The sequence below is a fragment of the Polaromonas sp. YR568 genome, from assembly GCF_900116715.1.
GTDB lineage: Bacteria > Pseudomonadota > Gammaproteobacteria > Burkholderiales > Burkholderiaceae_C > Polaromonas.
In genome coordinates, this window is sequence record NZ_FPBM01000005.1 from 309,529 (window position 1) to 335,553 (window position 26,025).

Below are 26,025 nucleotides of genomic sequence, written 5' to 3' on the forward strand. Positions count from 1 at the left end.
CCACGAAATAGGGCTGTCTGAAGCGTAGTTCTTTGCCTCACATAGCGGAAGGCGCAGCATTTGCACTTTATTCGTGCGTCTGACGCCATCTCACGGGCAAATGCGCTATGGTGCGGGCATGTCCACCCCCGATTTCAACCTGCTGCCTGTGCTCGATGTGCTGCTGGCCGAAGGCAGCGTCGCCGGCGCCGCCAGGCGTTTGCGGCTCAGCCCGTCGGCCATGAGCCGGGCGCTGGCTCGCTTGCGCGAAACCACCGGCGACCCGTTGCTGGTCAGGGCCGGACGCGGCCTGGTGCCCACACCGCGGGCAATCGAATTGCGCGAGCAGGTCGGCCAGCTCGTGCAGGACGCGGAAGCCGTGCTGCGGCCCACCGAAAAGCTCAAGCTCAAACAGCTGGTGCGCACCTTCACCCTGCGCACCCGCGAAGGCTTTGTCGAGAACTTCGGCCCGGCGCTGATTGCCCGCGTCAGCCGCGAGGCGCCCGGCGTGCGCCTGTGCTTTGTGCAAAAGCTCGACAAAGACAGCACGCCGCTGCGCGACGGTGCGGTCGACCTGGAGACCGGCGTGATCGGCAAGGCGACAGCGCCCGAGCTGCGCGTGCAGGCCTTGTTCCGCGACCGCTTCACAGGCGTTGTGCGCCTGGGCCATCCGCTGGCCCAGGGTGAACTCACACCTGCACGCTATGCCGGCGCCCGGCACATCGCCGTCTCGCGGCGTGGCCTGGGCGCGGAGCCGGTCGATGACGCCCTGGCCCCGCTGGGCCTGCAAAGGGAAGTTGCCGCCATCGTCGGCAGTTTCTCGGCCGCACTGGCCCTGGCGCGGGCCAGCGACCTGGTCGCCACCGTGCCCGAGCGGCACACCGGCAACCTGCGCGCCGGCATGCACAGCTTTGCCCTGCCCGTTGCCACGCCGGAGATCACCGTGTCATTGCTGTGGCACCCGCGGCTGGACGCCGACCCGGCACACCGCTGGCTGCGCGGCTGTGTGCGTGATGTCTGCGCTGCGCCCGCGACCGATGCCTAGCCCCGGCTAACGCCAGAGCACCTGCACCGCCAGCCCCGGCGCGGCATTGCGCACCTGCAGCTGCGCGCCGTGCGCCTCGGCCACCAGCCGGCACAAATACATGCCCAGCCCCACGCCGCCCGTGGCGCGCTGACGTGCGCCGTCGGTGCGGTAAAAGGGCTCGGTCAGGTGGTCTAACTGCTCCGGGTCCACGCCCGGGCCGAAGTCGCGCACTTCCAGCAGTGCGCCACCCTCCGCCGCCTGCAATGACACCTGCGGCGGCTGGCCGGCGCCTGCGCCGTAGTGCAGTGCGTTGTCGAGCAGGTTGCGCACCAGCAGGCGCACACGCATGCGGTCCAGCGCCAGCATGGGCAGGTCAGCCGCCAGGTCGAGCTGCACTTCGGCGGCGTTCGGCATTTCGGCCGCCACTTCGCGCACCAGCGCGGCCAGGTCCACGGCTTCACGCTGCAGCGCCGCATGCGAGCTGGCCAGGCGTTCGCTCTCGAGCAAGTCGCTGATCAGGTCGCGCATCTCGCCCAGGTCGCGCAGCAGTGCGTCGCGCTCGCGCGGCGCGCTGCCCTCGCCCGAGGCCGGCAGCAGCTCGGCATTGAGCCGCGCGCGCGTCAGCGGCGAGCGCAGCTCATGACTGAGCGCCAGCAGCAGCCCGCGTTTGGCGTTCAGCATGTCTTCAATGTCATGCGCCATGGTGTTGATGCGCGCGGCCAGGTCGCCGAGCTCGTCGCGCCGACGCAGCGGGATGGGCGTGTCGAACATACCGCGGCCAAAGCGCTCGGCCCCGGCGCGTATGTCGTCCAGCGGGCGCAGCAGGCGGCGCACATAGGCATACGCACCTATCAGCAGGCCCAGCAGCAGCGCCAGCGTGATCCAGCCGAACATGCTGCCGTGCGGCGCGCCCTGCCAGGGAATGGTGCCGGGGCCGAAGATGACGCGGTGGCCGTCGGCGGTGGTGCGGCTGAGCCAGTCATTGGTGCGGCTGTCCAGAAATTTCGGCTTCTGGTCGGGGTGCGACTGCCAGTTCACCTCCGGCCCCTCGATGCGAATGGAAATCGGCAGCCGCGACGCCAGCGCCTGCGCGCGGCCTATGTCGGGCGGCGAGCCCAGGTCGGCCACCAGCCTGTCCATGTAGTCGGTGATCAGCGGCTTGGCCGCGTCGCGCCAGCCGGTGGAAAAAGCGCGCTGCATGCCGCCCATAAACACCGCGCCCATGCACAGCGCCAGCAGCAAAAACACCGTGATCAGCCGCAGCCGCAGCGAATGCCCCCAGCGGTGGCGCCAGCGCTTGGGCCGCGGCGGGCAGCCGTACATCGGCCCGGGGCCGTTACGCCGCCAGCGCCTCATGCCCTTCATGGCGCGCCCGTTTTGCTGACGGCCAATGCGTAGCCCGCGTTGCGCAGCGTCTTGATGCAGTCCAACGGCTCAAGCTTTTTGCGCAGGCGGCTCACCACGATGTCGACCGCGCGGGTGTACAGCTCAGCCTCGTGGCCGCGCAGGCGGTTGAGGATGTCGTCGCGGCTAAAGACCTTGCCCGGCTCTGCGGCCAGCAGCGCCAGCAGCTCGAACTCGGTGCCGGTGAGCTCGACCTTCTCACCCAGGCGCTGCACCTCGCGCGTTTGCAAATCAATCACCAGGCCCTGGAACTCGCGGCGCTGGCCGGCGGCGGGCACGGCGCGCTGGCGGCGCAGGATGGTCTGCACGCGCGCCACCAGCTCGCGCGGCTCAAAGGGCTTGGGCAGGTAGTCGTCGGCGCCCAGCTCCAGGCCGACCACCCGGTCCATCACGTCGCCGCGCGCCGTCAGCATGATGACCGGGATATCGCTTTGCTTGCGGATCTCGCGGCACAGGGCAAAGCCGTCCATCTCGGGCAGCATCACGTCCAGGATGGCTGCGTCGTACACACCGGCGCGCAGCTTGGCCAGGCCTTCGCCGGGGCGCAGGGCGCTGTCCAGCACAAAGTCAAAACGTGCGAAGTAGGCGGCCAGCGGCGCGGCCAGGTGCTCGTCGTCGTCGATCAGGAGGATGCGGGGCATGCGGCCATCATATGAAACTGCGGCGGTGGCGGATAAAGCTTGCGGGCAACGCTCACGAAACGCCCTTTGGCGCACGGCGCGCAAAGCGCAGGCCAGCCAGCAACAAGCCCAGCAAGGCGAAGTGAAACACCTTGTCGGGCGCCGACTGCGGGCCGATGCCGATGAGGATGGTGGACAGCCCCACCAGCGTGCCCACAAAGGCAAAAGCCTGGGCCCACAGCGCCAGCCGGCGCGTGCGCTGCGGCCACACCAGGCTGAGCGCCCAGGCCAGCAGCAGCACCGCCGCGATCACCGCCTCGGCGATGCGGGCCTGGCTGTGGGCATGGCCCTGCAGCAACATGCCGCCATGCACCAGCGAGGCCGCGACCAGCAAACCAGCCTCCAGCAGCAGAAAACCGCGAAGCACCGGCTTCACCATGGATCCCGGCGCCCCAGGCGGCCCAGGTGGGTGTGGCCAAAGCCCGAGCTGTATTTGAGGCCGTAGCCCAGCAGACGATCAAAGCCGATGTGTGCGCACCAGACCAGCCCCACCGCCAGCAGCATGGGCATGCCGCCCAGCACGCCTGCGGCCAGCAAAGCCACAGCGCCCAGGTAAGAGTGCATGGCGTTGTAGGCCCAGGCACCCGCGCGCGGCCCGGCCAGGTAAGCCAGGAAAGACACATCCGGCAGCAGGAAGAGCGCCGCAAACCAGCCCCAGCCCGCGCCGAACTGCGCATAAGCCGCCACGGCCGCTGTCAGCACCACCAGGCCTTCGGCGCGCAGCAACAGTCGCACGCCGCCGCTGGCGCTGCCCGGCTCGGCCACGGTGCTGATGCGCTGCACCGCCCGCCGCGGGCGGACGGTTGGGAAGAGCAGCGCCTCAGCCACGGTAACCCCAGCGGCGGCCGCGCTCCATGAACTCACGCACTTTTTGCTGCTGTTCAGGTTTGAGGTTGTCAAAGAAATCGGCCGCCGCGGCAATCACCTCGGGGCTGCCGGCCTGCACGGCGGCGGTTTTTTCATCGATCAGTTTTTTGGCGCCGGCCCGGTCGAGCTTGGCGCCGGCAAAGAGGCCGCGAAAGGCCTCACGCGGCTCGGTTGTGCCGCGCAAGGCGGTGCGCTGCGCCTGCAGCTTGTCGGCCAGCACGGCCAGCTTTTGTTTTTGCGTGGCGTCCAGGTCCAGGCGGGAGCCGACTTTCTCGACCATGCGGGCACGCGCCTCGGGCGAGCCCGGGTCGCCGTGCCAGCCGCCGTGCGAGCAGGCGCCCAGGCTGCCGACGATAAGCGCCCCGCCGAAAAGGCCGAGCAGGAGTTTTTTGATGCGGTGTTTCATGAGCGAACCCTGAAGGAAGTTTTGAGGTTTCCCATGGTGCCCATGCGGGGCCGGCGCGTGTTTTCGGGCCGGTTGCGGCGTGTTTCGCTTTGTTTCGGCGGCGCGCCTGCCCGCAAAGCCGAAAACCGGAGCCGGTCAGGCCTGCAACAAGGTCGCCGGGTCCTCGCTGGCCAGCACCTGGTCGGCCCAGGCCTGCAGCTTGGAGGCGTCGGCCCGCAGGATCTGCTGCTTGACCGCCAGGATCTGCGACGGGTGCATGGAAAAGCTGCGGAGGCCCAGGCCCAGCAGCAGGCGCGTCATGGCGGTGTCACCGGCCATTTCGCCGCACACGCTCACGCCCTTGCCTTGCGCGTTGCACTCGGCAATCGTGTCGGCCACCAGGCGCAGCACGGCCGGGTGGCAGGGGTCGTACAGGTGTGACACCGCCTCGTCGGCGCGGTCAATTGCCAGCGTGTACTGGATCAAATCGTTGGTGCCTATCGACAGGAAGTCGAAGTACTTCAAAAACAGCTTGAGCGTGAGCGCCGCCGCCGGGATTTCAATCATCGCGCCCAGCTGCACCGGGCCGTAGGGGATGCCCTGGTTGTCCAGCGTTACCCGCGCATGGTCGATCAGCGACATGGTCTGGCGGATCTCGCTGGCGTGCGCCAGCATGGGCACCAGCATGTTGACCTGGCCGTGCGCCGCCGCGCGCAGGATGGCGCGCAGCTGCGTGAGGAACATAGGCGGGTCCGCCAGGCTCCAGCGGATGGCGCGCAGCCCCAGCGCGGGGTTGAGCTGGCCGTCCTGTGCGCGGCCGGCGAGCTTGTCCAGCGGCTTGTCGGAGCCTATGTCCACCGTGCGTATCGTCACCGGCAGGCCGTGCATGCCTTCAATCGCCTTGCGGTAGGCCTGGTACTGCTCTTCCTCGTCGGGCAGCTTGCCGGTGCGGCCCATAAAGAGGAATTCGCTGCGGAACAGCCCCACGCCGACAGCGCCGGCCGCCACGGCGCCCGCGGTGTCTTCGGGCATTTCGATATTGGCCAACAGCTCGACGCGCTGCCCGTCTATCGTGAGCGAAGGCGTGTTCTTCAGGCGGTTCAGCCGCTGGCGCTCGAGCTCGCCCTGGCGCTGCTTGAAGCCGTACTCGGCCAGGATGATGGGCGAGGGGTCGACGATCAGGAGGCCCGCATCGCCGTCGATGATGACCCAGTCGTCCTGCTTGATCAGCTGGCTGGCGCTGCGCGCGCCCACCACGGCCGGGATGTCCATGCTGCGCGCCACGATGGCGGTGTGCGAGGTCTTGCCGCCCACATCGGTGGCAAAGCCGGCAAAGAGGCTCTGCTTGAACTGCAGCATGTCGGCCGGCGAAATATCGTGCGCCACCAGCACCAGCGGCACATCGGTGGTGTCGTCCAGCAGCAGATCCTGCTCAGACAGCTTGCGGCCGGCGCCGGCCTGGCCCGCGGGCTGCACCGGCGAGGCCACGCCCTTCATGTGCCGCAGGATGCGCTCGACCACCTGCTCCAGATCGGCCTTGCGCTCGCGCAGGTACTCGTCTTCCATGTCGTCGAACTGGCGCGCAATGATTTCGTATTGCGTGGTCAGCGCCCATTCGGCGTTGTAGTGACGGTCGGTGATCCAGTGCTTGACGCCGCTGATGAGCTGCTCGTCCTGCAGCAGCATCAGGTGCACGTCCAGCAGCGCGCCCAGCTCATGCGGCGCGTCTTTGGGCAGGTCTTGCTGCAGGCGCGTGATCTCTTCAACCACTGCATTGCGCGACACCCTCACCCGCGTGATCTCGTCCGCCGTTCGGGCGTCGTCAATGAAATAGTGCGCCACATCGGCGCGGCTGGACGCCACCAGCACGGCACGGCCGATCGCAATCCCGCGAGAGACAGCCAGGCCGTGGACAGAGAAAGTCACTCGCCCTCTCCAAACTTGTCGGCGATCAAGGCGAGGATGGCGTCCATCGCTGCCTGCTCGTCATTGCCGTTGGTTTCCACCTCGACATTGCTGCCCAGGCCGGCGGCCAGCATCATCACGCCCATGATGCTTTTGGCATTGACGCGGCGCTCGCCCTTGCTCATGAAGACCTCGCAGCCAAAGCTGCCCGCGAGTTTGGTGAGCTTGGCGGAGGCGCGGGCGTGCAGGCCCAGCTTATTGCTGATGGTCGTGCTGGTCTTGATCATGATTTCTGCGTACCTGGTTTTGCGGCGCCGTGATGGCCACCTGCATCACACCCTGCGTAGCGCCTATGAGCGCGCGCGCCACCAGCGCATCGAGCGACTCGTGGCGGTAAGACACGGTGCGCAGCAGCATGGGCAGGTTGATGCCGGTAATGAGTTTGGAATGAACGCCGTCGACCAGCTTTTGCGCCACATTGCAGGGCGTGGCGCCGAAGACGTCGGCCAGCACCAGCGCATGCGAGGTGCCCAGTTGCGCCAGCATGATGCGGGCCTGCGCCAGGGTTTCCTCGGGCGGCATATTGGGCTGCACATCGAGCGCGGCCACGCCGGGGGCGTTGTCGGGGAACACATGCAACACGCATTGGCGCAAGGCGGAGGCCAAAGGGGCGTGGGCGATGATAAAAATGCCGTTCATGGGTTTGGGGGTTCAGGTGAATTATCGGCGCGGACACTGAGGAAATACCCATATGAGGCGATACAACAACACAAAAACACCCCCATGGCCGCCTGAAAGCGCGCCACCTGGGCCAGGCCCAGGGCCTCAAACACATCAATCAGGAGGCCAATACCCCACTGCACGGTGAACACGCCGGCAAAAATCATGAGGTTGTAAGCCGACAGCGCCCGGCCCGCCAGCGAAGGCTTGAAGGCCATGCCCACCGCAGGTTGCGCCAGCCCCATCACGCTGCAACCCATGCAAAACAGCGCCCAGCCCAACCAGCCGGTTGAGCTCCCCAGGGCGATGTTGAGCGCCAGCATCACCAGGCTGAAAGGCACGCCCCAGGTGATCAGCCGCGTGGCGTGCCAGCCCTGCCGCGCCAGCCAGGGGTTGACCATGCCCCAGCTCCAGAAAGTCACCAGCATGCTGGCGTTGATATAAAAGAGGCCGGTGGCCGCCTCCAGCGGTGTGTAGCCCGCGACCCGGATCATCCACGGACCGGCCCACAAGGTCTGCACCGCGACCAGGCCGCCGTAGTTGAAGAAGGCCAGCGGCGTCATCTTGCGGAAATAGCGGCTGCGCCAAATGGGCGCGTAGCCGGCGTCTGTCGCAGTGGTTGTAGTTGCGGGTGCGGTTGGCTCATTCTTTTTGTGGAGCTGCCAGGTGGGCACGACCCAGGCCAGCGCCGCCATCGACAACAGAATCATCGCGGCCAATATCCAGAACAGCGGCCGCCAGCCCGTCAAAGGCATCAGCCACTGAACCGGCAAGGTCGAGGCCAGCATGCCCAGCGAGCCGGTCATCAGCATCCACGAATTGGCGCGCAACACGGTGGCCGGCTCATACCAGCGGCGATACCCGGTCAGCGGCGCCATCAAACAAGCGCTGACGCCCATGCCCACCAGCACACGCGAGACCAGCAGCCACGCAAAGCTGGTGGCCAGCGAAAACGCCAGGCAGCCCAGCACCGCCAGCGCGAGGAAGCAGAGGATCACGCGCTTGGGGCCATGGCGGTCCAGCCAGGTGCCCAGCGGTAGCTGCGTGGCGGCAAAGCCCAGAAAGTAGCCGCCCGCCAGCAGGCCGAGGTCACGCGCATGCAGCGAGAAATCCTGCGTCAGCACAGGCGCCAGCGTGGCCGTGATGGCCCGCACCAGCGCCGAGCAGAAGTACGCAGCCGCAAAGGCCAGGAACACAATCGCGCCGGTCTTGGCGTCCAGCCGGCCCGGCTCGATACTGGCTTGTGGAGAGTTGGGCAAGGACGCGTCTGCGGTGGTCATGAAAGGGCTGCGCTTTTATTCAAACTTGAGGCTGGAGAAAAACGTTTCGGCCGCCTCGGGTGCGATGCGCGGCGAATACATCACCACCTGAAACACCTGCGAGCCCTGCGCAAAGTAGGCAGCCTGCCCGCTGACCGGTTTGCCGTCAGGCCCCTGCCCTTCGGCCTTGACCAGCGAAACGGGCGGCAGCGCGGCGGCGCCCGGGAGTTTGAGCGGTGACACCTGCGGCGCGGCGCCCGCCTTCATATTGGCCAGCGTGAGGCTTTGCCACTGCGCGAGCACGGGCGCCACTTTCGCCGCATCACCGATATCCGCCACAGCAACCGCGAACGTCGCACCACCCGCATCACAACCCAGCATGGACAGCGTGGTCGCCGGCCCGCCCAGCGGTACGATTTTTTGCGCCTTGTCGGGCTTGCAGGGCAGCAGCAGCGCCAGGCGCGTGCCTTCGGGCCGCACTTCGCGCCAGTTCAGCGCGGGGCTGCAGGCCGCGAGCAGGGCAATGAATAAAACCGGTGCGGTCAGCCGCAGCGGTGGACGGGCAGCGTCCCAAATCGTAAGCATGCCTTGGACTTTACGCGATTCATGCACCAGCTTCAGGCCCGGCACCGCAGCTTGGCCGGTTTTCGCACCGCTTTGGCGCACTTCGCAGGGGCCAGCCGGCGTCCGCGTCCGGACCGGGCCCTTGCTTGGTAAGCTTGGCGATGATGTATTTCAAAGCACACCTCTTCATGGCGGCCATGCTGCTATGTGCCGCAAGCCCTGTCTGGGCTCTGGAGCTGCAGAATCAAAACTTCAGCGACGATGAAATTTTCTCGGCGGTCGTAGCACGGTTTAAAAAGCCGCTTCTGCACCGGTTCAACCCTGCAGCTACAGGTGAGCCAAAACCTTTGCTGGTGCTGGGCCCGGCGCTGAAATTCGGCGCAAAAATCAAGTCCCAGACATTTACCCACTTGACGCAGCAAGAGCTGGTGGCGGAGCAGCATGCGGTTTTCATACTGGTAGACAATGCGCGCCCGGACCTTGAGCGCAGCGCACTCTACGTGAACTACGACATCCCGAGCAATGCGTCTTTTGGCGTGTTGAAGGTCTACCCAAAGGATGGCGTGCTGGTGGCTGAAACACATGACAGCTACCGGTCTTCCTCAGGCGCAAGAGCCACCTACGGCAAGCTGTACAAGGGCGTGGCCTGCAGGGACAACACCGAAATGGCCTGGCGCTGGAACTACTACACACGCAACGGCTCCAGCGGGCGTTGCCCTGAAACGGTGTTTACTGAATTCACGGACTAGCCAAACCTCCATTAACCCGGCGACTCACAACTGCAGGACAAAAAGGATGCCTTTTAACCGCCGTGATTTTCTTGCAGCGATGCTTCCAGCCACAGCCCAGTTGACGGGGTGCGGGAGCATGCAGGCGGTTACCGCATCATCCCCGGCGGTTCAGGCTCGCCAGGTTCGCCCTTTACTGCTTGCAAGCGAAGCCGATTGGTCTTCCCTGCCCGACCGACGCAAAGCCGACCCTGATCTTGACCGTTTCACCGCAGCCCTGCTGGCACGCGCCCGCAGTGACATCGCCCTGGCTCCGCTGGAGCACAAACTCGAAGACGGCCGACTGCTCGGTGTTTCGCGCGAATTTATTCGCCGAAGCCTGCAGTGGGCTTTTGCTTACCGGGTGACAAAGGAGCGGGGTTTTCTGGACCGCGCCCGGCAGGAAATGCTCGCCGTCGCCGCATTCAGTGACTGGCATCCAGATACCTACCTGGACCTCGCTGAGATGACCACCGGTATGGCCATTTCCTACAACTGGCTTTTGAATGACCTGCCGGCCGACGACCGTGCCACCCTGCGCGCCGCGATTGTCAACAAAGGCATCGCCCAGGCGCGCAATGGCCACATCACCTTCAGGTCCACCAACAACTGGAACCAGGTTTGCATCGGCAGCATGGTCCTGGGAGCGCTGGCCGTGCAGGAAGACGAACCCGCGCTTGCAGCCGACCTTCTCGCGGCGGCGCGTCAAGGCGTCTTTATCGGGCTGAGGGCTTACCGCCCGGATGGGGTCTACCCGGAGGGGCCGGCCTACTGGAGCTATGGCACCAGCTACACAGTGCTGCTGGCCGCCGCACTGCGCGGCAACAAGAGCGGCGACAAGGACGGCGACAAAGACAGCGACTGGGGCTTGCTGGACGCGCCCGGATTCAAGCGCAGCGCCGAGTTCTATGCACACGCCATCGGCCCGTCCGGAAAGTATTTCGATTTTGCCGACAGCATCGAAGGGCAGGAACTGCCATGCGCCATCGTCTACCTGGCCCGTGAGCTGGATCAGCCCGCGCTGTTGACGGCCAAGCGCCAGATGATCCGCAACAGGCAGGGCTTGTCTGACCGCTTCGCGCCGCTCTCGGTGTTGTGGTGGCCCACAAAAACCGGTGGAACCGTCGCGCCTACAAGTTTCTCGGGTCAGGGCGCGCAGCCACTCGCCATCTGGCGTTCATCATGGTCTGACCCCAACGCGTGGTGGTTCGCCATCAAAGCGGGCGGCGCGGCACACAGCCATGCGCACATGGATGCGGGCAGTTTTGTGCTCGACGTGGATGGCTTGCGATGGGCCAAGGACCTCGGCATGCAGGACTACAGCAGCCTGGAAACACGCGGCATAGACCTGTGGAACATGAAGCCGGATTCGTCACGCTGGCAGGTCTTCAGGCTGTCGGCCGAAGCACACAACACACTGACGCTGTACGGTCAGCCACACAGCGTCCGCGGCATGGCCACGCTGCGCATGGTTGACGAGCGCGAGGCCTTGATAGACCTGACCGCCGCGCTGTTACCCGGCCAAGTCACGCAAGCTACCCGCCGCGCCCGTTTCCTCGGTGACGCGGTGCAACTCGACGACGAGCTTCTCGGCGCCCGCCCTGACAGCACAGTCCGCTGGGCAATGGCGACCGAGGCCGAGGTCAGGCTGGAGGGCACTACCGCCTTTCTGACGCAAAAGGGCAAGCGCCTGATAGTGCAGTTTGAAGGGAGCGGAATCCAGCTGGACGTGCTCGATATCTCCACGCCCCGCCAGGACTTCGATCACCCGAATCCCAACGTTCGCCAGTTGGTGGTGTCCGGAAAGCCCGGGGCGGACGGCAGCTGGAAACTTGGGGCGCGCTTTTCGCGGGGCTAGGGCCGGTTGATCGCCCTTGAGCGGCGATACCTTTGTTTCGCACCGCTTTGGCGCATGCCGCAGGCGCAGGCCCGCACCAAGCTGGGCACGCGGCTTGCTAATGCAGTGCATGTTTGAAGACATCGCGATACCCGTTATCCCGGTCATGCCGATCGCGCCCCTGCCAGCCCCCGCGCCCACCCACCTGCCGGGCGCCGGCCAGGCCGTGTGGCGCGACCGGCTGTCGCAGCTGCTCGAGTCCACCGGTGAAGGCATTTTCGGCATCGACATGGACGGCCGCTGCACCTTTATCAACCGGGCCGGCGCCGAGCAGCTGGGCTATGCCCCTGCCGACGTGCTGGGCCACAACATGCATGAGCTGGCCCACCACTCCCATGCCGGCGGCGCGCATTACCCCGAGCACCTCTGCCCCATCTTCAACGCCTTTCGCAAGGCCCTGCCCTGCCGCATTGACACCGAACTGTTCTGGCGCAAAGACGGCAGTGCGTTTGCCGTTGAATATTCGTCGCACCCCATCGTCGAAGGCGGTGTGGTGCAGGGCGCGGTGGTCACCTTTGTTGATATCTCGGCGCGCCGCCAGGCGGAAGACGCACTGCGCCAGGCACATGCGGTGCTGGAGCAGCGCGTGAGCGAACGCACGCAGGCGCTGTCGGAGGCATTGCAACACCTGCGCGAACTCACCGCCTACACCCACACCGTGCGCGAAGAAGAGCGCACCCGCATCGCACGCGAAGTGCACGACGAGCTGGGCAGCCTGCTGGTGGCGCTGAAGATGGACGTGGGCTGGCTGGACAAACGCCTGGGCGAGCAACAGCAACGCGAGCCCGTCGCGGCGCAAGCCATGCGCGAGACCATGCGCTGCAAGTGCCAGAACATGGGCCGGCTGATTGAAAGCGCGGTCGACAACGTGGGCCGCATCATCACAGACCTGCGCCCCAGCATCCTGGACCATCAGGGCCTGTGGGCCGCGCTGGACTGGCAGGCGCATGAGTTCGTGCAATCCGCCGAGCTGGCGCTGGACTGGCAGATGGACGTGGCCGATGCCGCGCCACTGCCTGAGCCCTCGGCGATTGCCGTGTTTCGCATCTTCCAGGAGATGCTGAGCAATGTGGGCCGGCATGCGGCGGCCAGCCGCGTGGCCATCACCATCCAGGCCACCGCCGATCACATCAGCATCGCCGTGCAAGACAACGGCCGCGGCGCCGAAGCCGCCGCCTTTGAAGCGGCCAACGCCTACGGTGTGATGGGCATGCGCGAACGCGCACGGCATCTGGGCGGCAGCCTGGAGATCAGCAGCCAGGTCGGCCACGGCTCCTTGTTTCATCTGCGCATCCAGCTATGAGCACGCTCAAAATCCTGATCGGCGACGACCACCGCATCGTGCGCGAAGGCCTCAAGCAGGTGCTGGCCGACGCGCCCGAGATTGAAGTGGTGGCCGAAGCGGAAACAGGCCCCGACATCCTGACTCGCGTTGACGCGCTGGGCGGCGACAAGGGCCTGAGCGCGGTGTTGCTCGACATTGCCCTGCCCGACCGCGACGGCCTGGACGTATTGCAGGCGCTGAAAAAAAGCTGGCCCCGCCTGCCGGTGCTGATGCTGAGCACCTACCCTGAAAAGCAGTATGCGGTGCGCTGCATCAAGCTGGGCGCGGCGGGCTACCTCAACAAAAGCGCGAATCCCGACGACATGATTGCCGCCGTGCGCAAGGTGGCCTCGGGCGGCGTCTACGTATCTGCCCTGGCCGCTGAAGCGCTGGCCAATGCCGTCGGCAACAGCGCGGCCCGCAGCGGCAGCGGCGGCGCCGAATCGCTCTCGCACCGCGAGCACCAGGTGTTTCGCCTGCTCACGGCCGGCAAGTCCGTGGGCGAAATTGGTGCGCAGCTGAGCCTGGCGCCCAACACGGTCAGCACCTACCGCGCGCGCATCCTCGAAAAAACCGGCACCCGCAACGACGTGGAGCTGGCGCTGTATGCAGAGCGCCACGCCAGAACGCCGAATTTGTAGGGCTGCCCCTACAGGCCTTAGGGCGCTGACCCGCGTTTTGCGTGCGCATCGCTGCATGCGGCCCACATTGGCACCAGATGGGCCCGGTGCTTGCATGGAACCCCGCATCTTTGTCAAAGGGGTTCTCCATGTCCAACCGTTTCGATGCCTATGATGCCGACCGCCCGCTGATGCTGCGCTGCGCCTGCGGTGAAGACCACACGCCCGGCGAACACGACAGCGCCGCCGCCAGCGCGCAAGAGCTCTCGCACAGCTTTATGGAAGCCAGCCTGGTCAAAGCGCTGTTCCCCGTCGACAGCGTGCGCCGCAGCTTCTTGCGCGCAGTGGGCGCCAACACGGCGCGCGCGGCGATTGCCTCGGTGCTGCCGCTGGGCGCATTGCAGGCCATGGCGCAAGACCGCGGCCCGCTGGAAAAGAAAGACCTCAAGATCGGCTTCATCGCCATCACTTGCGCCAGCCCGCTCATCATGGCCGACCCCTTGGGCTTCTACAAGAAGGAAGGCCTGAACGTGCAACTCAACAAGACGGCCGGCTGGGCGCTGATACGCGACAAGATGATCAACAAGGAGCACGACGCGTCGCACTTCCTGTCGCCCATGCCGCTGGCGATGACCATGGGCCTGGGCTCCAACCAGGTGAATATGAATGTGGCCAGCATCCAGAACACCAACGGCCAGGCCATCACGCTGCATGTGAAGCACAAAGCCAACCGCGACCCGAAGAACTGGAAAGGCTTCAAGTTCGCGATTCCGTTTGAGTACAGCATGCACAACTTTTTGCTGCGCTACTACCTTGCGGAAAACGGCCTGAACCCCGACACCGATGTGCAGCTGCGCGTGGTGCCGCCGCCCGAGATGGTGGCCAACCTGCGCGCCGGCAATATCGACGGCTTCCTCGGCCCCGACCCTTTCAACCAGCGCGCGGTGTACGACGAGGTGGGCTTCATCCACATCCTCTCCAAAGAAATCTGGGACGGCCACCCCTGCTGCGCTTTCGGCGTGAGCGACGAGTTCATCAAGCAGAACCCCAACACCTTTGCCGCGCTGTACCGCGCGGTGCTGGGCTCGTCCTTCATGGCCAGCCAGCCCAAAGACCGCGACCTGATTGCCAAGGTGATCGCACCCGCGCAATACCTCAACCAGCCCGAAGCCGTGCTGCAGCAGGTACTGACAGGCAAGTTCGCCGACGGCCTGGGCAATATCCGCAACGTGCCCGACCGCGCCAACTTCGACCCCGTGCCATGGCAAAGCATGGCGGTGTGGATGCTCACGCAGATGAAGCGCTGGGGTTATGTGAAGGGCGATGTGAACTACCGCCAGATCGCTGAGAAGGTCTTCATGCTGACGGATGCCAAGAAGCAGATGTCGCTGGCCGGCTTCAAGCCGCCTGAGGGCGCTTACAAGAAGTTCAAGGTAATGGGCAAGGAGTTTGACCCGGCCAAACCTGACGATTACGTCAAGAGCTTCGCCATCAACAAGCTGGCCTGACATGTTCAAGTCGCTGAACCTCAGGGCGGGCCTGGTCTCGCTGCTGATCTTCCTGGCCTTCCTGGGCATCTGGTACGTGGCCACGCTGCCCACGTCTGGTGCGCCCGTGGCCAGCACAGCAGGCCTGAACGCCGAGCAGATCGAGTACCAGAAGATGATGGGTAAAGACCCCGGCAGCACCAAGACCACCGGCTTCCCCACGCTGGGCCAGATGGGTGCGGCGATCTGGAAGCAGGTGTCTGACCCGCTGTACGACAACGGCCCCAACGACAAGGGCATCCTGATCCAGCTGGCGCATTCGCTGGCGCGCGTGGGCCTGGGCTTTTTGCTGGCCTGCGTGGTGGCGGTGCCTCTGGGTTTTGTGATCGGCATGTCGCCGCTGCTGCGCCGGGCGTTTGATCCGTTCATCCAGGTGCTCAAGCCCATCTCGCCGCTGGCGTGGATGCCGCTGGCGCTCTACACCATCAAGGACTCGTCCATCTCCGGCATCTTTGTGATCTTTATCTGCTCGGTCTGGCCCATGCTGATCAACACGGCCTTTGGCGTGGCGTCCGTCAAACGCGAATGGCTCAACGTGGCGAGCACGCTGGAAGTCAATCCCATGCGCAAGGCCTTCCAGGTGATCCTGCCGGCGGCGGCGCCCACCATCCTGACCGGCATGCGCATCTCCATGGGCATTGCCTGGCTGGTGATTGTGGCGGCCGAGATGCTGGTGGGCGGTACCGGCATCGGCTACTTCGTCTGGAACGAGTGGAACAACCTCTCGCTCACCAACGTGATCTTTGCCATCCTGGTTATCGGCATCGTCGGCATGCTGCTGGACTTGGCTTTTGCGCAGCTGCAGAAGGCGGTGACTTATGTGGAGTGATACGGCCACCCGCACTCATGCTGTACCGCCCATACAGAAAGAACGCACCATGCAGGGATTCCTCAAGATCGAAGGGCTGAGCAAAGACTTCAGCACCACCCTGCCCGCCCGGCCGGTGTTTGCCGATGTGTCTTTCACCATCGCCAAGGGCGAGTTTGTCTGCATCATCGGCCACTCGGGCTGCGGCAAGACCACCATCCTCAATGTGCTGGCCGGGCTGGACAGCGCCACCGCGGGCCATGTCTTTATGGACAACCGCGAGATAGGCGGCCCCAGCCTGGAGCGCGGCGTGGTGTTCCAGAGCCATGCGCTCATGCCCTGGCTCACCGTGCGCAAGAACATCGCGTTTGCGGTCGTCTCACGCTGGCCCGACTGGACCACCGCGCAGGTCAACGCACATGTGGAAAAGTTTGTCGCCATGGTCGGCCTCTTGCCCGCCATTGACAAAAAGCCTTCGCAACTCTCAGGCGGCATGAAGCAGCGCGTAGGCATCGCCCGCGCCTTTGCCATCCAGCCCAAGATGCTGCTGCTCGACGAACCCTTTGGCGCACTCGACGCGCTGACACGCGGCACCATCCAGGACGAACTGATGGCCATCGTGCGCGAGACGCAGCAAACCGTTTTCATGATCACCCATGACGTGGACGAAGCAATCTTGCTGGCCGACCGCATCCTCCTGATGAGCAACGGCGCCGACAACGACGGTACCTATACCCCAGGCCGCATCGCCGAAGAAGTCGTCAACCCGCTGCCCCGCGAACGCACCCGCGCCGGCCTGCACCACCTGCCCGGCTACTACGACCTGCGTAACCACATCGTCGACTTTTTGGTCACCCGCGCCAAGGCGCATTGACCGCCCCGTTTCACGTTTTCACCTTCACCCAAACCATTTCAAACACAGGAGCAAAGAGACCATGAACCGCAACGACATCACCGAAAAAATCATCACCGTCAAAGTCAGCAAAGGCATCACCTGGGAATCCGTCGCCAAAAAAGTCGGTCTCAGCAAAGAGTGGACGACAGCAGGCTGCCTGGGCCAGATGACCTTTGACGCCAAACAGGCCAAAGTCATAGGCAAGATCTTTGGCTTGACGGCTGAAGAGCAGAAATGGCTCCAAGTCGTGCCCTACAAAGGCTCACTCGCCACCCCCGTGCCCACCGACCCCCTGATCTACCGCTGGTACGAAATCGTCAGCGTCTACGGCACGACGATCAAGGAACTGATCCACGAAGAGTTCGGCGACGGCATCATGAGCGCGATTGACTTCAGCATGGACATCGTGCGCCAGCCGGATCCGAAAGGGGATCGGGTGAATGTGGTGTTGTCGGGGAAGTTTTTGCCGTATAAGACGTATTAAGTCATCTAACCGAGCATGCAGACTAAGAACGATTTCTCGCTAAGACTTGCTGGTACAACTAACAAAACTGGAGACCAACGACCCAACACGACGCGAAGTAACTAGGCTCATACGGCGTGAGTGGGACTAGGTGGCGGGTTTGTTCGGTTTTGCATCGACCGGATGAGCAATCTCCGGAAGAAATGTTCGCGATAGCCGAATCTGCCCTGCGAATACAAGTGACGTCCAAATTATCAAAAGAATAATTCCCAAAAACAGTACTCCGATCCCATCAGAGTTCTTTTTTTCGACGCCTGACTCGCCATCCTTTTCCAGTGGTCGACTAGGAGCAGCAATATCGACCAGTACCGCTTGCCCGCAAAATGACATGAATATGGCCGCCGATGCATATAGCGCCAAGTCATTCGCGGAAGTGAATAATTCTTGGCTAAGAACACGAGGAGGCGCAAGATAAATAACAAGCATCGTCGCAAAGTTAGTTAGCGCAGCTAACGGTACCGAGACAAACAGAGCAGCCAATTCATGTTTTCGACCAAGGAGCCGAACAACTGACGCGCAAGCAATCGTAGTTGCGAGAAAAAAAGCGATGACCAATAGAAGGTTTGCTGGTTTTATATCGACTACCGACGAACTAACAGCGCCGGAGCTTGATGATGTACCAAGCTGTGCAGTCTGAAATTGGATCCAAGCAAGCAGCAAACTTAATGCGCCAACTAAGACGCCTACCGCCCCGGACGCCGCGGCGATTGGCGAGCGCTTAAATTCATCGAGAGCATTTTTCCAGATCATCTTGAATAGACCTTTTGAGGGAAATGTGACTTTCTAACTCTTACGCCTGAGGCGCCAATCGGCCCGGATTCACCAGAGTTTCGTGGGATCGCCAAGCGTCTTGTTAAGCCGCACCGCCTCTTTGACGACGCGACGCGACAAGGCGACATTGACCTCATCGCCCTCATCAAACTCTCTCGTCGCCATTTCGTACTTACCGCTAGGTTTTAGCAGTGGGTCAATTTCGCGAAGACGTCGGCCTCGCCAAAAGCCGAACAGCACGCGGCTTTCTTCGGCACGGATGAGCAGCACAGGCCCGTTCGAAAAATAGACGAGGTGGCCCCATTTGATGACTTCATCCAGAGCGACACCTTCCCGCACGGTCGCCCGAAGTTGCTCAACTGTGGTTCGCTGCCAGCCGAGCAGTGCGACTACATAAGCATCTGGGTTAGCGGCGGGGATGGTCTTCTTCATCATGGCAGGCTCGGATGCAATGAAGGGCTAAGCTTCGAGTTTTCTCCGCTTCACAACGTAGGAGTTCTGAATGTCCCCGATCTCGTAACGTACAGCCCTTACTGGGTACAGGCGGACGTCAATCACTTCCAAGGAGTCAATTTCAAACGCCGCGATGTTGTAACCTGAACCCAGATTACTTTTGTAAAAGACGCCGTCGTAACCACGGCGCTTGAAATGCTCCGCCAAGACCTGCGTTGGCGCGTACTCAGCAACACCTGGATCTGGACTTACTGGCTCCGAGAAGGCTCGTCCAATGGCGCGCCACACCGCTTGCTCTCGTATTTCGGGATCGGGTTCTTCGAGGTATAGATCAAATTTGCTCTCGTGACCCTCACTACAGTTGACTAGACGAAGTGGTTTTTTCGGTGTGAGTTGAGCTACTGAGACGAGAGCACCAAGCCACGGACGAACTTCCGAAACAGCGGTTTCTTTGTTGGTCGCAGCATAGAAGCAGGGAATACCGCGAGGGTTGACCCTACCTTCTTGCGCTGCGTAACTCAGAGGCCTCATACGCTCAGCAGAGAAAGGCACAGGTTCGTCATATTCAACTCCATCTTGTTCGCGCGGGTCAAGGTCATGTCCGACCTGCGCACGCCATAGAGCCTTACCTGTTTCGATCATGACGACTCGACCAGCGGCACTCGCCGTAGCGGCGCGGAGAAATCCGTTGACGTTCCTGTCATGCACAAACCGGCTGCGATAGCGAACAGCCTGCGAGAACGCCCAAAAGGCGTTCCAAGAAATGAACTTAGCAGTCGCAGCCATCAAACTCCCTTGCGTTACGTATCTGTGACTGCGTTCGGCGGTCGGCTCGATTGACCGTCTACGTAGCCATACCGGAGACTAGATGCATGGAGGCATGCCTCCATGAACGATTAACCACCAAACAAGCCCAACTGTCCGTCTACCTCCAGAGGGGTAACACCACTCAAGATGAGGGTAGGCCTGCGATCAGCTACAAACCTATTCTTAGCGTGGCGAGTCACTCGACCTTCCACTTTGCAGCGCAGAAAGAGAGCTAGTTTGTATTGCCGGACACTTCCACTTTCGGGAACGCAATTGATGACATGCCCCTGGTACTCAAGCCCCACAGTGTTAGATGCCTCATTTCCTCTGATCAAACGTCCAATTAGTTGAGCCCATGCTCCATCTACCAATTCAGGAAAAAGTACGGCCTCCTCAAATTCCTCGTTCTCGACATTTTCGAAAAGATGCTTGTCTTCTTCTACGATGGTCACCTGCTCAACCTTAGATCCATCAATTGAGCCTATTGTCAAAAGCCTGTCTGTTCTAATGACGGAAGTCATTTTGAGTAGAAGGCGTGGCGGCATTTGATGGAACCACTTCATATATTCAAGGGGAACAGGAAGTTCTTCGCCCTTTGAATTGATAACCACGGCAATGTCTATTGGCCCGACCGGCTCGATCCGCTCAATCTGCCAGCCGCGAGACCTTCTCGTATGCTTTTTGAGCTTCGCCAACCACTGAAGCGCCGACATTGATTTTTTTAGCGCATGCTTAATCCCAATGTCTTTAAAGTCGTTTTCGGCTAACTTTTCTCCTGCCTTCTTTGCATAGCCAAGCGCAAATGCACCTCCGACCGCCGCGCCGGCAAGGATGAGTGCCTCCCAGGAGCCAGCTCGTGTTTGTACCGGTATGTCATAGGAAAGAATCGCAAAGTCAGGCGACTGCCGGGTGTTAAAGAAGCGGAGCGCCTCATCCAGTCCAACAAGTGCAGAGCCAGCACTGCCAGCGTCGATGACACCGTTTTGCATTCCCTCGCCAGAGTATTTTAGGAACCCGACCTCCTCGTAGTCTTGAGATTCGATTGGCATCGGTCTTCCTTTGAGGCTAACGTTGGTATCCGACCGCGGATGGCGCTCGGGTGAATCGAATGATCAAGTCGGCAGCTCTCAAGAACAGCTCCTTCAAGTAGCGCCTGAAGCCCACGCCCAATCTCCCCCGGTGACGACGAAGATTTCCGACTTAAATCCGCGCTTGGCAAATGTAGCCTGCACACGGCTTCTAATGTCAGTACACACTGCCGATGCGTCGCTTCCATTGAATGCTCCCATCGCTGCGGTGGTGGGGATTACAACCTGGGCGCCGCTATTGTTAACGACAACTTTTTTGAGTCCGATGTTCGCCAAATCCGCATAGGCATTTTGATAATCTTGGCTGGTAGCATTTTTCAGATCAAAAGTACAAAAAACCAAGTAACTCATGTTGCCTCCCAAAGGGTTGCTTTTGACGTGATACATCGTGATATGCGCTGAAAGACCGGCACTTAATCTGACGACTACGGTTTAGCTCGTACGTGCACCTCTCGAACAGCCATCGATGCACAAATGTCCAACTCAACCGTGCATGGAAATTCTAGGTGTCCGTCGCGTTCGGACCATCCTCCAATCGAAGGAGTGTGTCGCCTTTTACGAACTCTATCCCCCTCGCTTACCCGACCACCACTCAAATAGTCACGCTCTGCGGTAGTTCCATTCGCCTCCAGCTACCTTAGCTCACGCAAAGGGCAAAATGCTCCCATGAACTCCCTGTCCGGCATCCGCATCCTCGACCTCTCCCGCGTACTCGCGGGCCCCTGGTGTACCCAGACCCTGGCTGACCTGGGTGCGGATGTCATCAAGATTGAGCGGCCGGGCACGGGGGATGACACGCGGACCTGGGGGCCGCCGTTTTTGAAGGATGCGCAGGGGGCGGATACCGAGGCCGCTTATTACCTGGGCACGAATCGCAACAAGCGGTCTGTGACCTGCGACATTGCCCAGCCTGCGGGCCAGGCGCTGGTGCGTGAGCTCGCCAGGCATTGCGATGTGTTTGTGGAGAACTTCAAGGTGGGCGACATGGCGCGCTATGGGCTGGACTATGCGTCGCTGAAGGCCATCAACCCGCGCCTTGTGTATTGCTCGGTCACGGGTTTTGGGCAGAACGGGCCTTATGCCGACCGGGCGGGCTATGACTACGCGATCCAGGGCATGGGCGGGCTGATGAGTGTGACGGGTGAGCGTGATGACCTGGGTGGCGGGCCGCAGAAGGTGGGTGTGGCGGTGGCGGATTTGATGACGGGCATGTATGCGACGGTGGCCATTCTTGCTGCGCTGCGCCATGCCGAGAAAACCGGTGAAGGCCAACAGGTGGACATGGCGTTGCTGGATACACAAGTCGCCATGCTGGCCAACCTGGGCGCCAACTATTTGGTCAGCGGCAAAGCGCCTGGCCGGGCGGGCAATGCGCACCAGAACATCGTGCCGTACCAGGTGTTTGAAGTCGCACCGACCGCGGATGGCAGCAAGGACCACTTGATCCTCGCGGTGGGCAATGACTCGCAGTATGCGAAGTTTTGCGCGGTGGCCAACATCCCCGAGCTGGCTACCAACCCGCTCTTTGCCAAGAACCGCGACCGCGTGCTGAACCGCGGCAAGCTGGTGCCGATTCTGGAGGCTGTGATGAAGACGCGCAGCAAGGCCGACTGGCTGGGCGCGCTGGAGGCAGCGAAGGTGCCGTGCGGTGCGATCAACAGCCTGGCCGAAGTGTTTGCCGACCCGCAGATTGAAGCACGCAAGATGGTGACGGAGTGGCAACACCCGGTGAAGAATGATTTGAAGCTGGTCTCCAGCCCCATCCGCATGAGCGGGACGCCGGTGCGCACCGATTTGCCGCCGCCGCTGCTGGGCCAGCACACCGATGAAGTGCTGCGCGAGCTGCTGAACTATTCGGATGCCCAGCTGTCTGAACTGAAGAGTGGCAAGACGATTTGATGCTGCAGAACAAACGCAAAAAGGTGACGCAATGAAACACAACTTCGTTCTGGTGCACGGTGCGTGGCATGGCGGCTGGTGCTGGCGGCGTGTGGCGCAGGCCTTGCAGCTGGATCACCACAAGGTGTTCACACCGACGCTGACAGGTTTGGGCGAACGCGCCCACCTGCTGTCGCCGGCCATCAACCTGGACACGCATATCAATGACGTGATCAACCTGATCGAGGCGGAAGAGTTGCATGAAGTGACGCTGGCGGTGCATTCCTACGCGGGCATGATTGGCACGGCAGTGACTGACCGCATGCCGGAGCGCATCAAACACCTGGTGTATGTGGATGCGGTGGTGCCCAGGCCGGGCGAGAGCTGGAGCAGCACGCAGGCCAGCGCGACACAGCAGCAGCGCATGGCGGCGGCGCAGGCTTCGCCGAACTTCAGCTTTCCGGCGCCTGACCCGGAGGTGTTTGGCCTGCATGACGCCGACCGTGAATGGGTAAAGCGCCGGCAGACACCGCACCCGGGCAACACCTACCAGGCACCGCTTCAGTTTGATATGAAGCGTGTGGCGTCTGTGCCGCGCACCTTTGTCAATTGCACTGAGCCCGCGCTGGCAACCATTGCGCCCAGCCGCCTGCGTGTGCAGGACCCGAAGTTTTGGGATGGCGCGTGGCTGCCGAATTCGCGGGTGGTTGAAATCAAGACGGGCCACGACCCGATGATCAGCGAGCCTGCGGCGCTGACGAAGATCTTGCTGGAAAGCGCCGAATGAATACGCTGCGCCGCCGCCAGTTCAGCGCCGCACTGGCGGGCAGCCTGGCTTTGCCGCAACTGGCGCTGGCAGCAGATACGGCCCTGCCTGTGCCCGCGTCTTTGCCGGCGGCAGCAGGCATTGCAGCCTTGAAGAAGGAGCCGCTGGTGCTGCTGGTCAGCCTGCCGGGCTGCCCGTTCTGCGAGCTGGTGCGGCGCAACTACCTGCTACCGGCCCAGCGTGATGGCAGCCTGCAGGCCTGGCAGCTCAACATCACTGACCGCACAACGCCGCTGATCGGCTTTGACGGCAAGGCGACGACGGCCGCCGCGCAAATCGCCGCGTGGAAGGCTGGCTTCACGCCTACCGTGCTGTTTCTGGGCCCCGCGGGGCAAGACCTGGCGGAGCGGCTGGTGGGCCTGGCGTCTATCGACTTTTACGGCGCCTACCTGGACGAGCGGCTAGCGCAGGCGCGCAAGGCGGTGGCGGCGCTAAGCTGAACCCCAGGCTCTGCCACCTACTATTAACGCGGCGAATCCCTGCGCTGGAGCTGTACTGAAGCCCCCTGCGCGCACCATGAACCGGCCTTCGGTGGTAAATTCAAACCCGTTCAAGCAGGAGAGCGCTGCCCCAAAAGCAGCCACCGAAGGCGCAAACTTCCATAATCGCTCAGGTCCCGTACTGCCCGGAACACACAGCCGTCTGGAGAGACGCCGCACGCAATGTGCAGCGCACCGAAGGAGCAAAGCCGATGCAAAGCAGCGGCTGAATCTCTCAGGTACCAAGGACAGTGGAAGCGGCCGCAAGCATGCTGACAGGTGATGCTTGGCGGTTGCCACGTTTCTTTTTTGATTCAAGCACCCCCAAGGCACTGCAGCGCTTGCGCAACTGCAATGTTCTGCTTGAAAAAAGGATTCGCCATGAAAGTCATGGTTTTGGGGGCTGGTGTCACGGGTATCACCACGGCCTGGTATTTGGCGCAACGCGGTCATGAAGTCACGGTGGTCGAGCGCCGTGCCGCGGCCGCGATGGAAACCAGTTTTGCCAACGGCGGGCAGATTTCCGTCAGCCACGCTGAGCCCTGGGCCAACCCGGGCGCGCCGCTCAAAGTATTGCAATGGCTGGCGCGTGAAGATGCGCCGCTGCTCTTCAGGCTGCGGGCCGATGTGAACCAGTGGCTGTGGGGCCTGGAGTTTTTGCGCAACTGCACGCCGGCTCGCACCGCACAAAATATCAAACAAATCGTGAGCCTGGGCATGTACAGCCGCGGCGCGCTGCAAAAGCTGCGTGCCGAGCTGGGCCTGCAATACGACGCCAAAACCCAGGGCATCCTGCACTTCTACACCAGCCAGGCCGAGTACGACGCCGCGCAAGAGCCCGCACGCATCATGCGTGAGCACGGCTGCGAGCTGGACATGAAAACCGCCGACGAGTGCGTGGCGATTGAGCCGGCGCTGGCGCAATGCCGCGGCAGCATTGTGGGCGGCAGCATGACGCCTAGCGATGAATCGGGCGACGCGCGTGCGTTTACCGCCGCGCTGGCCGCGCGCTGCGAGCAGGCGGGCGTCAAATTTTTGTACAACACCACCGTGCTGGGCCTGGACGCGGCGCAGGGGCAACTCAACGGCGTGCAAGTGGCCATGGGCAGCGGCGAGGCCGGCGGCAAGGTCGAAATGCTGAAGGCCGATGCCTATGTGATGTGCATGGGCGCCTTCAGCGCGCAGTGGGCCAAGGTGCTGGGGCAAAGCCTGCGCATCTACCCGGCCAAGGGTTACTCGGTCACGCTGCCGGTCATCAATGAAGCCGCCTCTTATCAGGTGAGCCTGACGGACGATGAGTACAAGCTGGTGTTCTCGCGCTTTGGCAACCGCCTGCGCATTGCCGGCACGGCCGAGCTCAACGGCTACAACACCGACCTGAACCTGGTGCGCTGCAACGCCATCGTGCGCCGGGTGAAGCAGCTCTTCCCCGAAATGACGGACGGCGAAGGCGCGCAGTTCTGGACGGGCCTGCGCCCGGCGACGCCGAGCAACGTGCCGTACATCGGCAAGAGCAAGGCGTCGAATGTCTTCCTCAACACCGGCCACGGCACGCTAGGCTGGACGCACGCCTGCGGCTCGGGCGCGGCGATCGCCGACATCGTGAGCGGACGTGTGCCGGAGGTGGACTTTGCGTTTACCGGCATGCCAAAGACGGGGCGCGTGATGGCATTGCCCGGGATGGCCAAGGCCTGATCAAGCCGGCGCCAGCAGCGGATGGGCGGAAACGGTAATATCGCCCTCCGTTCATCAGCCACTGCAGCCAATGACATCCACAGCCACCACGCCTCCCGACGGTCTTCCCACCTACCGGCTCCTCACCGGCCCGGATGACGCAAGCTTTTGCCACCGGGTGAGCGAAGCCCTTGCGCTGGGTTACGAACTCCACGGTTCGCCAGCGGCGACCTTTAACGGTGAGCGAGTGATCGTGGCGCAGGCGGTGTTGTGGCCTTCAGCCCCGAAAGGCAAGGCATGAGCGAGGCCCTGCCCCTGAACCCCGCAACGCTGCAGGCGATGGCGGACTTCCCGCGCCAGCTGGAGCAGTTTTACGACGCGATTCCGGAAGGCCACCGGGACTGGACGCCGCTGTCATGGGACGGCTGCCCGAGCGAAACCTTCTCGGCTCGAGGCCAGATCTGCCATGTGCGGGACATAGAGATCGACGGCTACCACGTGCGGCTTCAGCGCACGCTCACAGAAGCCAACCCGCTGCTGGAATCGCTGGACGGCTATGTGCTGGAAAAGGAACGCAACTACGCCGGCGCCGACGCGCGCGAAGCCCTGGCGGCGTTTCGCGCGGCGCGCGTGAAGACGATGGCGATCTTGTCAGGCGTCACGCCACAGCAGCTGGACCGCACGGCGGAGTTTGAAGGCTACGGCGCGCTCACACTGCGCAGCCTGGTGCATTACCTGTGTAGCCACGACCAGCAGCATTTGGCGGGTTTGCAATGGCTGCTGGGGAAGATTGATGCGGCTCGCGCGTAGCAAGTGACAAGGGCAAGTTGTAACGACCCCGGTAGCAGTAAAAGGGTTTAGCGCGCTACCTTGGCGCC

General features: G+C 62.8%; 30 protein-coding genes and 1 riboswitch. Of the genes, 15 read left to right on the forward strand and 15 right to left on the reverse strand.

The features are described 5' to 3' along the window. The first annotated feature begins 118 nt into the window (after positions 1–118). Positions 119–1,024, forward strand: coding sequence for a LysR family transcriptional regulator (locus BM408_RS13385; RefSeq protein WP_092130351.1), 906 nt, complete (start codon positions 119–121; stop codon positions 1,022–1,024). 6 nt (positions 1,025–1,030) lie between these two features. Here BM408_RS13385 and BM408_RS13390 read toward each other — a convergent pair whose 3' ends face one another. From BM408_RS13390 to BM408_RS13435, 10 genes are all read right to left on the reverse strand, one after another. Continuing rightward, positions 1,031–2,362, reverse strand: coding sequence for a sensor histidine kinase (locus tag BM408_RS13390; protein WP_371327016.1), 1,332 nt, complete (start codon positions 2,360–2,362; stop codon positions 1,031–1,033). A 5-nt stretch (positions 2,363–2,367) separates the two neighbouring features. Continuing rightward, complete coding sequence (locus tag BM408_RS13395; RefSeq protein WP_092130353.1) at positions 2,368–3,051, reverse strand: response regulator transcription factor; 684 nt, start codon at positions 3,049–3,051, stop codon at positions 2,368–2,370. Between the two features lie 52 nt (positions 3,052–3,103). Beyond that, complete coding sequence (locus tag BM408_RS13400; RefSeq protein WP_254774806.1) at positions 3,104–3,457, reverse strand: hypothetical protein; 354 nt, start codon at positions 3,455–3,457, stop codon at positions 3,104–3,106. 5 nt (positions 3,458–3,462) lie between these two features. Further along, the gene (locus tag BM408_RS13405) at positions 3,463–3,954 is read right to left on the reverse strand and encodes a DUF4260 domain-containing protein (RefSeq protein ID WP_254774807.1); all 492 of its coding nucleotides are present in this window, start codon (positions 3,952–3,954) and stop codon (positions 3,463–3,465) included. Continuing rightward, entirely contained in the window at positions 3,911–4,363 is a 453-nt protein-coding gene (locus BM408_RS13410; RefSeq protein ID WP_092130356.1) for a Spy/CpxP family protein refolding chaperone, read from the reverse strand. Before BM408_RS13410 ends, BM408_RS13405 begins: the two co-directional genes overlap by 44 nt. 135 nt (positions 4,364–4,498) lie before the next feature. Then, on the reverse strand, positions 4,499–6,268 hold the full coding sequence (gene ptsP, locus BM408_RS13415) for a phosphoenolpyruvate--protein phosphotransferase (protein WP_092130357.1): 1,770 nt from the start codon (positions 6,266–6,268) through the stop codon (positions 4,499–4,501). Further along, on the reverse strand, positions 6,265–6,534 hold the full coding sequence (locus BM408_RS13420) for an HPr family phosphocarrier protein (protein ID WP_092130358.1): 270 nt from the start codon (positions 6,532–6,534) through the stop codon (positions 6,265–6,267). The genes ptsP and BM408_RS13420 overlap by 4 nt, the downstream gene beginning before the upstream one ends. Further along, positions 6,503–6,946, reverse strand: coding sequence for a PTS sugar transporter subunit IIA (locus tag BM408_RS13425; protein ID WP_092130359.1), 444 nt, complete (start codon positions 6,944–6,946; stop codon positions 6,503–6,505). Before BM408_RS13425 ends, BM408_RS13420 begins: the two co-directional genes overlap by 32 nt. After that, positions 6,943–8,247 carry an MFS transporter gene (locus BM408_RS13430; protein ID WP_092130360.1) on the reverse strand — a complete coding sequence of 435 codons (1,305 nt, stop codon included), beginning with the start codon at positions 8,245–8,247 and terminating at the stop codon, positions 6,943–6,945. The genes BM408_RS13425 and BM408_RS13430 overlap by 4 nt, the downstream gene beginning before the upstream one ends. Positions 8,248–8,262: 15 nt before the next feature. Next, complete coding sequence (locus BM408_RS13435) at positions 8,263–8,811, reverse strand: hypothetical protein (protein WP_092130414.1); 549 nt, start codon at positions 8,809–8,811, stop codon at positions 8,263–8,265. Between the two features lie 167 nt (positions 8,812–8,978). Between BM408_RS13435 and BM408_RS22935 the strand changes: the two genes are divergently transcribed. The 8 genes from BM408_RS22935 to cynS all read left to right on the forward strand — a co-directional run bounded on the left by BM408_RS22935 (position 8,979) and on the right by cynS (position 17,132). Further along, positions 8,979–9,539, forward strand: a complete 561-nt coding sequence (locus BM408_RS22935) for a hypothetical protein (protein WP_175541783.1) — start codon at positions 8,979–8,981, stop codon at positions 9,537–9,539. 118 nt (positions 9,540–9,657) lie between these two features. Further along, positions 9,658–11,415, forward strand: coding sequence for a heparinase II/III domain-containing protein (locus BM408_RS13440; protein WP_175541784.1), 1,758 nt, complete (start codon positions 9,658–9,660; stop codon positions 11,413–11,415). Positions 11,416–11,524: 109 nt separating this feature from the next. Further along, a complete protein-coding gene (locus BM408_RS13445; protein WP_371327014.1) occupies positions 11,525–12,757 on the forward strand; it encodes a sensor histidine kinase in 1,233 nt (410 codons plus the stop codon). Then, on the forward strand, positions 12,754–13,419 hold the full coding sequence (locus tag BM408_RS13450; RefSeq protein WP_092130362.1) for a response regulator transcription factor: 666 nt from the start codon (positions 12,754–12,756) through the stop codon (positions 13,417–13,419). Before BM408_RS13445 ends, BM408_RS13450 begins: the two co-directional genes overlap by 4 nt. 128 nt (positions 13,420–13,547) lie before the next feature. Then, positions 13,548–14,906: a CmpA/NrtA family ABC transporter substrate-binding protein gene (locus tag BM408_RS13455; RefSeq protein ID WP_092130363.1), complete on the forward strand. Its 1,359-nt coding sequence runs from the start codon at positions 13,548–13,550 to the stop codon at positions 14,904–14,906. Between the two features lies 1 nt (position 14,907). After that, the gene (gene ntrB, locus BM408_RS13460) at positions 14,908–15,774 is read left to right on the forward strand and encodes a nitrate ABC transporter permease (RefSeq protein ID WP_092130364.1); all 867 of its coding nucleotides are present in this window, start codon (positions 14,908–14,910) and stop codon (positions 15,772–15,774) included. Further along, positions 15,764–16,627: an ABC transporter ATP-binding protein gene (locus tag BM408_RS13465; RefSeq protein ID WP_371327015.1), complete on the forward strand. Its 864-nt coding sequence runs from the start codon at positions 15,764–15,766 to the stop codon at positions 16,625–16,627. The genes ntrB and BM408_RS13465 overlap by 11 nt, the downstream gene beginning before the upstream one ends. Before the next feature lie 61 nt (positions 16,628–16,688). Then, a complete protein-coding gene (cynS, locus tag BM408_RS13470) occupies positions 16,689–17,132 on the forward strand; it encodes a cyanase (RefSeq protein ID WP_092130366.1) in 444 nt (147 codons plus the stop codon). A gap of 126 nt (positions 17,133–17,258) precedes the next feature. On the opposite strand, the gene BM408_RS22740 is transcribed toward cynS, so the two are convergent. The 5 genes from BM408_RS22740 to BM408_RS13490 form a co-directional block, all read right to left on the reverse strand. Continuing rightward, positions 17,259–17,921, reverse strand: coding sequence for a hypothetical protein (locus tag BM408_RS22740; protein ID WP_139237345.1), 663 nt, complete (start codon positions 17,919–17,921; stop codon positions 17,259–17,261). Positions 17,922–17,990: 69 nt separating this feature from the next. After that, complete coding sequence (locus BM408_RS13475) at positions 17,991–18,374, reverse strand: DUF1801 domain-containing protein (RefSeq protein WP_254774808.1); 384 nt, start codon at positions 18,372–18,374, stop codon at positions 17,991–17,993. Between the two features lie 27 nt (positions 18,375–18,401). Then, complete coding sequence (locus BM408_RS13480; protein WP_092130368.1) at positions 18,402–19,181, reverse strand: RES family NAD+ phosphorylase; 780 nt, start codon at positions 19,179–19,181, stop codon at positions 18,402–18,404. A gap of 110 nt (positions 19,182–19,291) precedes the next feature. Beyond that, a complete protein-coding gene (locus BM408_RS13485) occupies positions 19,292–20,251 on the reverse strand; it encodes a hypothetical protein (protein WP_092130369.1) in 960 nt (319 codons plus the stop codon). A 93-nt stretch (positions 20,252–20,344) separates the two neighbouring features. After that, on the reverse strand, positions 20,345–20,641 hold the full coding sequence (locus BM408_RS13490; RefSeq protein ID WP_092130370.1) for a hypothetical protein: 297 nt from the start codon (positions 20,639–20,641) through the stop codon (positions 20,345–20,347). 315 nt (positions 20,642–20,956) lie between these two features. Here BM408_RS13490 and BM408_RS13495 point away from each other — a divergent pair, with 315 nt between their 5' ends. The 6 genes from BM408_RS13495 to BM408_RS13520 all read left to right on the forward strand — a co-directional run bounded on the left by BM408_RS13495 (position 20,957) and on the right by BM408_RS13520 (position 25,957). Continuing rightward, positions 20,957–22,189, forward strand: a complete 1,233-nt coding sequence (locus BM408_RS13495) for a CaiB/BaiF CoA transferase family protein (RefSeq protein WP_092130371.1) — start codon at positions 20,957–20,959, stop codon at positions 22,187–22,189. Positions 22,190–22,220: 31 nt separating this feature from the next. Beyond that, positions 22,221–22,955, forward strand: a complete 735-nt coding sequence (locus BM408_RS13500) for an alpha/beta fold hydrolase (protein WP_092130372.1) — start codon at positions 22,221–22,223, stop codon at positions 22,953–22,955. Continuing rightward, positions 22,952–23,434 carry a thioredoxin domain-containing protein gene (locus BM408_RS13505; RefSeq protein WP_092130373.1) on the forward strand — a complete coding sequence of 161 codons (483 nt, stop codon included), beginning with the start codon at positions 22,952–22,954 and terminating at the stop codon, positions 23,432–23,434. Before BM408_RS13500 ends, BM408_RS13505 begins: the two co-directional genes overlap by 4 nt. Before the next feature lie 105 nt (positions 23,435–23,539). After that, positions 23,540–23,628: riboswitch (glycine riboswitch) on the forward strand. A 226-nt stretch (positions 23,629–23,854) separates the two neighbouring features. Then, positions 23,855–25,168 (forward strand): D-amino acid dehydrogenase, encoded by a 1,314-nt coding sequence (locus BM408_RS13510; RefSeq protein ID WP_092130416.1) that lies wholly within the window; start codon positions 23,855–23,857, stop codon positions 25,166–25,168. A 70-nt stretch (positions 25,169–25,238) separates the two neighbouring features. Beyond that, the gene (locus BM408_RS13515) at positions 25,239–25,448 is read left to right on the forward strand and encodes a DUF1737 domain-containing protein (RefSeq protein WP_092130374.1); all 210 of its coding nucleotides are present in this window, start codon (positions 25,239–25,241) and stop codon (positions 25,446–25,448) included. Positions 25,449–25,462: 14 nt separating this feature from the next. Then, positions 25,463–25,957 carry a DinB family protein gene (locus BM408_RS13520; RefSeq protein ID WP_092130417.1) on the forward strand — a complete coding sequence of 165 codons (495 nt, stop codon included), beginning with the start codon at positions 25,463–25,465 and terminating at the stop codon, positions 25,955–25,957. Positions 25,958–26,025 lie beyond the last annotated feature (68 nt).

Coding starts and splice junctions, on each gene's coding strand:
- BM408_RS13385 (WP_092130351.1), top strand. CDS start 119: ATGTCCACCCCCGATTTCAACCTGCTGCCTGTGCTCGATGTGCTGCTG.
- BM408_RS13390 (WP_371327016.1), bottom strand. CDS start 2,362: ATGAGGCGCTGGCGGCGTAACGGCCCCGGGCCGATGTACGGCTGCCCG.
- BM408_RS13395 (WP_092130353.1), bottom strand. CDS start 3,051: ATGCCCCGCATCCTCCTGATCGACGACGACGAGCACCTGGCCGCGCCG.
- BM408_RS13410 (WP_092130356.1), bottom strand. CDS start 4,363: ATGAAACACCGCATCAAAAAACTCCTGCTCGGCCTTTTCGGCGGGGCG.
- BM408_RS13420 (WP_092130358.1), bottom strand. CDS start 6,534: ATGATCAAGACCAGCACGACCATCAGCAATAAGCTGGGCCTGCACGCC.
- BM408_RS13425 (WP_092130359.1), bottom strand. CDS start 6,946: ATGAACGGCATTTTTATCATCGCCCACGCCCCTTTGGCCTCCGCCTTG.
- BM408_RS13430 (WP_092130360.1), bottom strand. CDS start 8,247: ATGACCACCGCAGACGCGTCCTTGCCCAACTCTCCACAAGCCAGTATC.
- BM408_RS13435 (WP_092130414.1), bottom strand. CDS start 8,811: ATGCTTACGATTTGGGACGCTGCCCGTCCACCGCTGCGGCTGACCGCA.
- BM408_RS22935 (WP_175541783.1), top strand. CDS start 8,979: ATGGCGGCCATGCTGCTATGTGCCGCAAGCCCTGTCTGGGCTCTGGAG.
- BM408_RS13440 (WP_175541784.1), top strand. CDS start 9,658: ATGCAGGCGGTTACCGCATCATCCCCGGCGGTTCAGGCTCGCCAGGTT.
- BM408_RS13445 (WP_371327014.1), top strand. CDS start 11,525: ATGTTTGAAGACATCGCGATACCCGTTATCCCGGTCATGCCGATCGCG.
- BM408_RS13450 (WP_092130362.1), top strand. CDS start 12,754: ATGAGCACGCTCAAAATCCTGATCGGCGACGACCACCGCATCGTGCGC.
- BM408_RS13455 (WP_092130363.1), top strand. CDS start 13,548: ATGTCCAACCGTTTCGATGCCTATGATGCCGACCGCCCGCTGATGCTG.
- ntrB (WP_092130364.1), top strand. CDS start 14,908: ATGTTCAAGTCGCTGAACCTCAGGGCGGGCCTGGTCTCGCTGCTGATC.
- BM408_RS13465 (WP_371327015.1), top strand. CDS start 15,764: ATGTGGAGTGATACGGCCACCCGCACTCATGCTGTACCGCCCATACAG.
- cynS (WP_092130366.1), top strand. CDS start 16,689: ATGAACCGCAACGACATCACCGAAAAAATCATCACCGTCAAAGTCAGC.
- BM408_RS22740 (WP_139237345.1), bottom strand. CDS start 17,921: ATGATCTGGAAAAATGCTCTCGATGAATTTAAGCGCTCGCCAATCGCC.
- BM408_RS13475 (WP_254774808.1), bottom strand. CDS start 18,374: ATGAAGAAGACCATCCCCGCCGCTAACCCAGATGCTTATGTAGTCGCA.
- BM408_RS13480 (WP_092130368.1), bottom strand. CDS start 19,181: ATGGCTGCGACTGCTAAGTTCATTTCTTGGAACGCCTTTTGGGCGTTC.
- BM408_RS13485 (WP_092130369.1), bottom strand. CDS start 20,251: ATGCCAATCGAATCTCAAGACTACGAGGAGGTCGGGTTCCTAAAATAC.
- BM408_RS13490 (WP_092130370.1), bottom strand. CDS start 20,641: ATGAGTTACTTGGTTTTTTGTACTTTTGATCTGAAAAATGCTACCAGC.
- BM408_RS13495 (WP_092130371.1), top strand. CDS start 20,957: ATGAACTCCCTGTCCGGCATCCGCATCCTCGACCTCTCCCGCGTACTC.
- BM408_RS13500 (WP_092130372.1), top strand. CDS start 22,221: ATGAAACACAACTTCGTTCTGGTGCACGGTGCGTGGCATGGCGGCTGG.
- BM408_RS13505 (WP_092130373.1), top strand. CDS start 22,952: ATGAATACGCTGCGCCGCCGCCAGTTCAGCGCCGCACTGGCGGGCAGC.
- BM408_RS13510 (WP_092130416.1), top strand. CDS start 23,855: ATGAAAGTCATGGTTTTGGGGGCTGGTGTCACGGGTATCACCACGGCC.
- BM408_RS13515 (WP_092130374.1), top strand. CDS start 25,239: ATGACATCCACAGCCACCACGCCTCCCGACGGTCTTCCCACCTACCGG.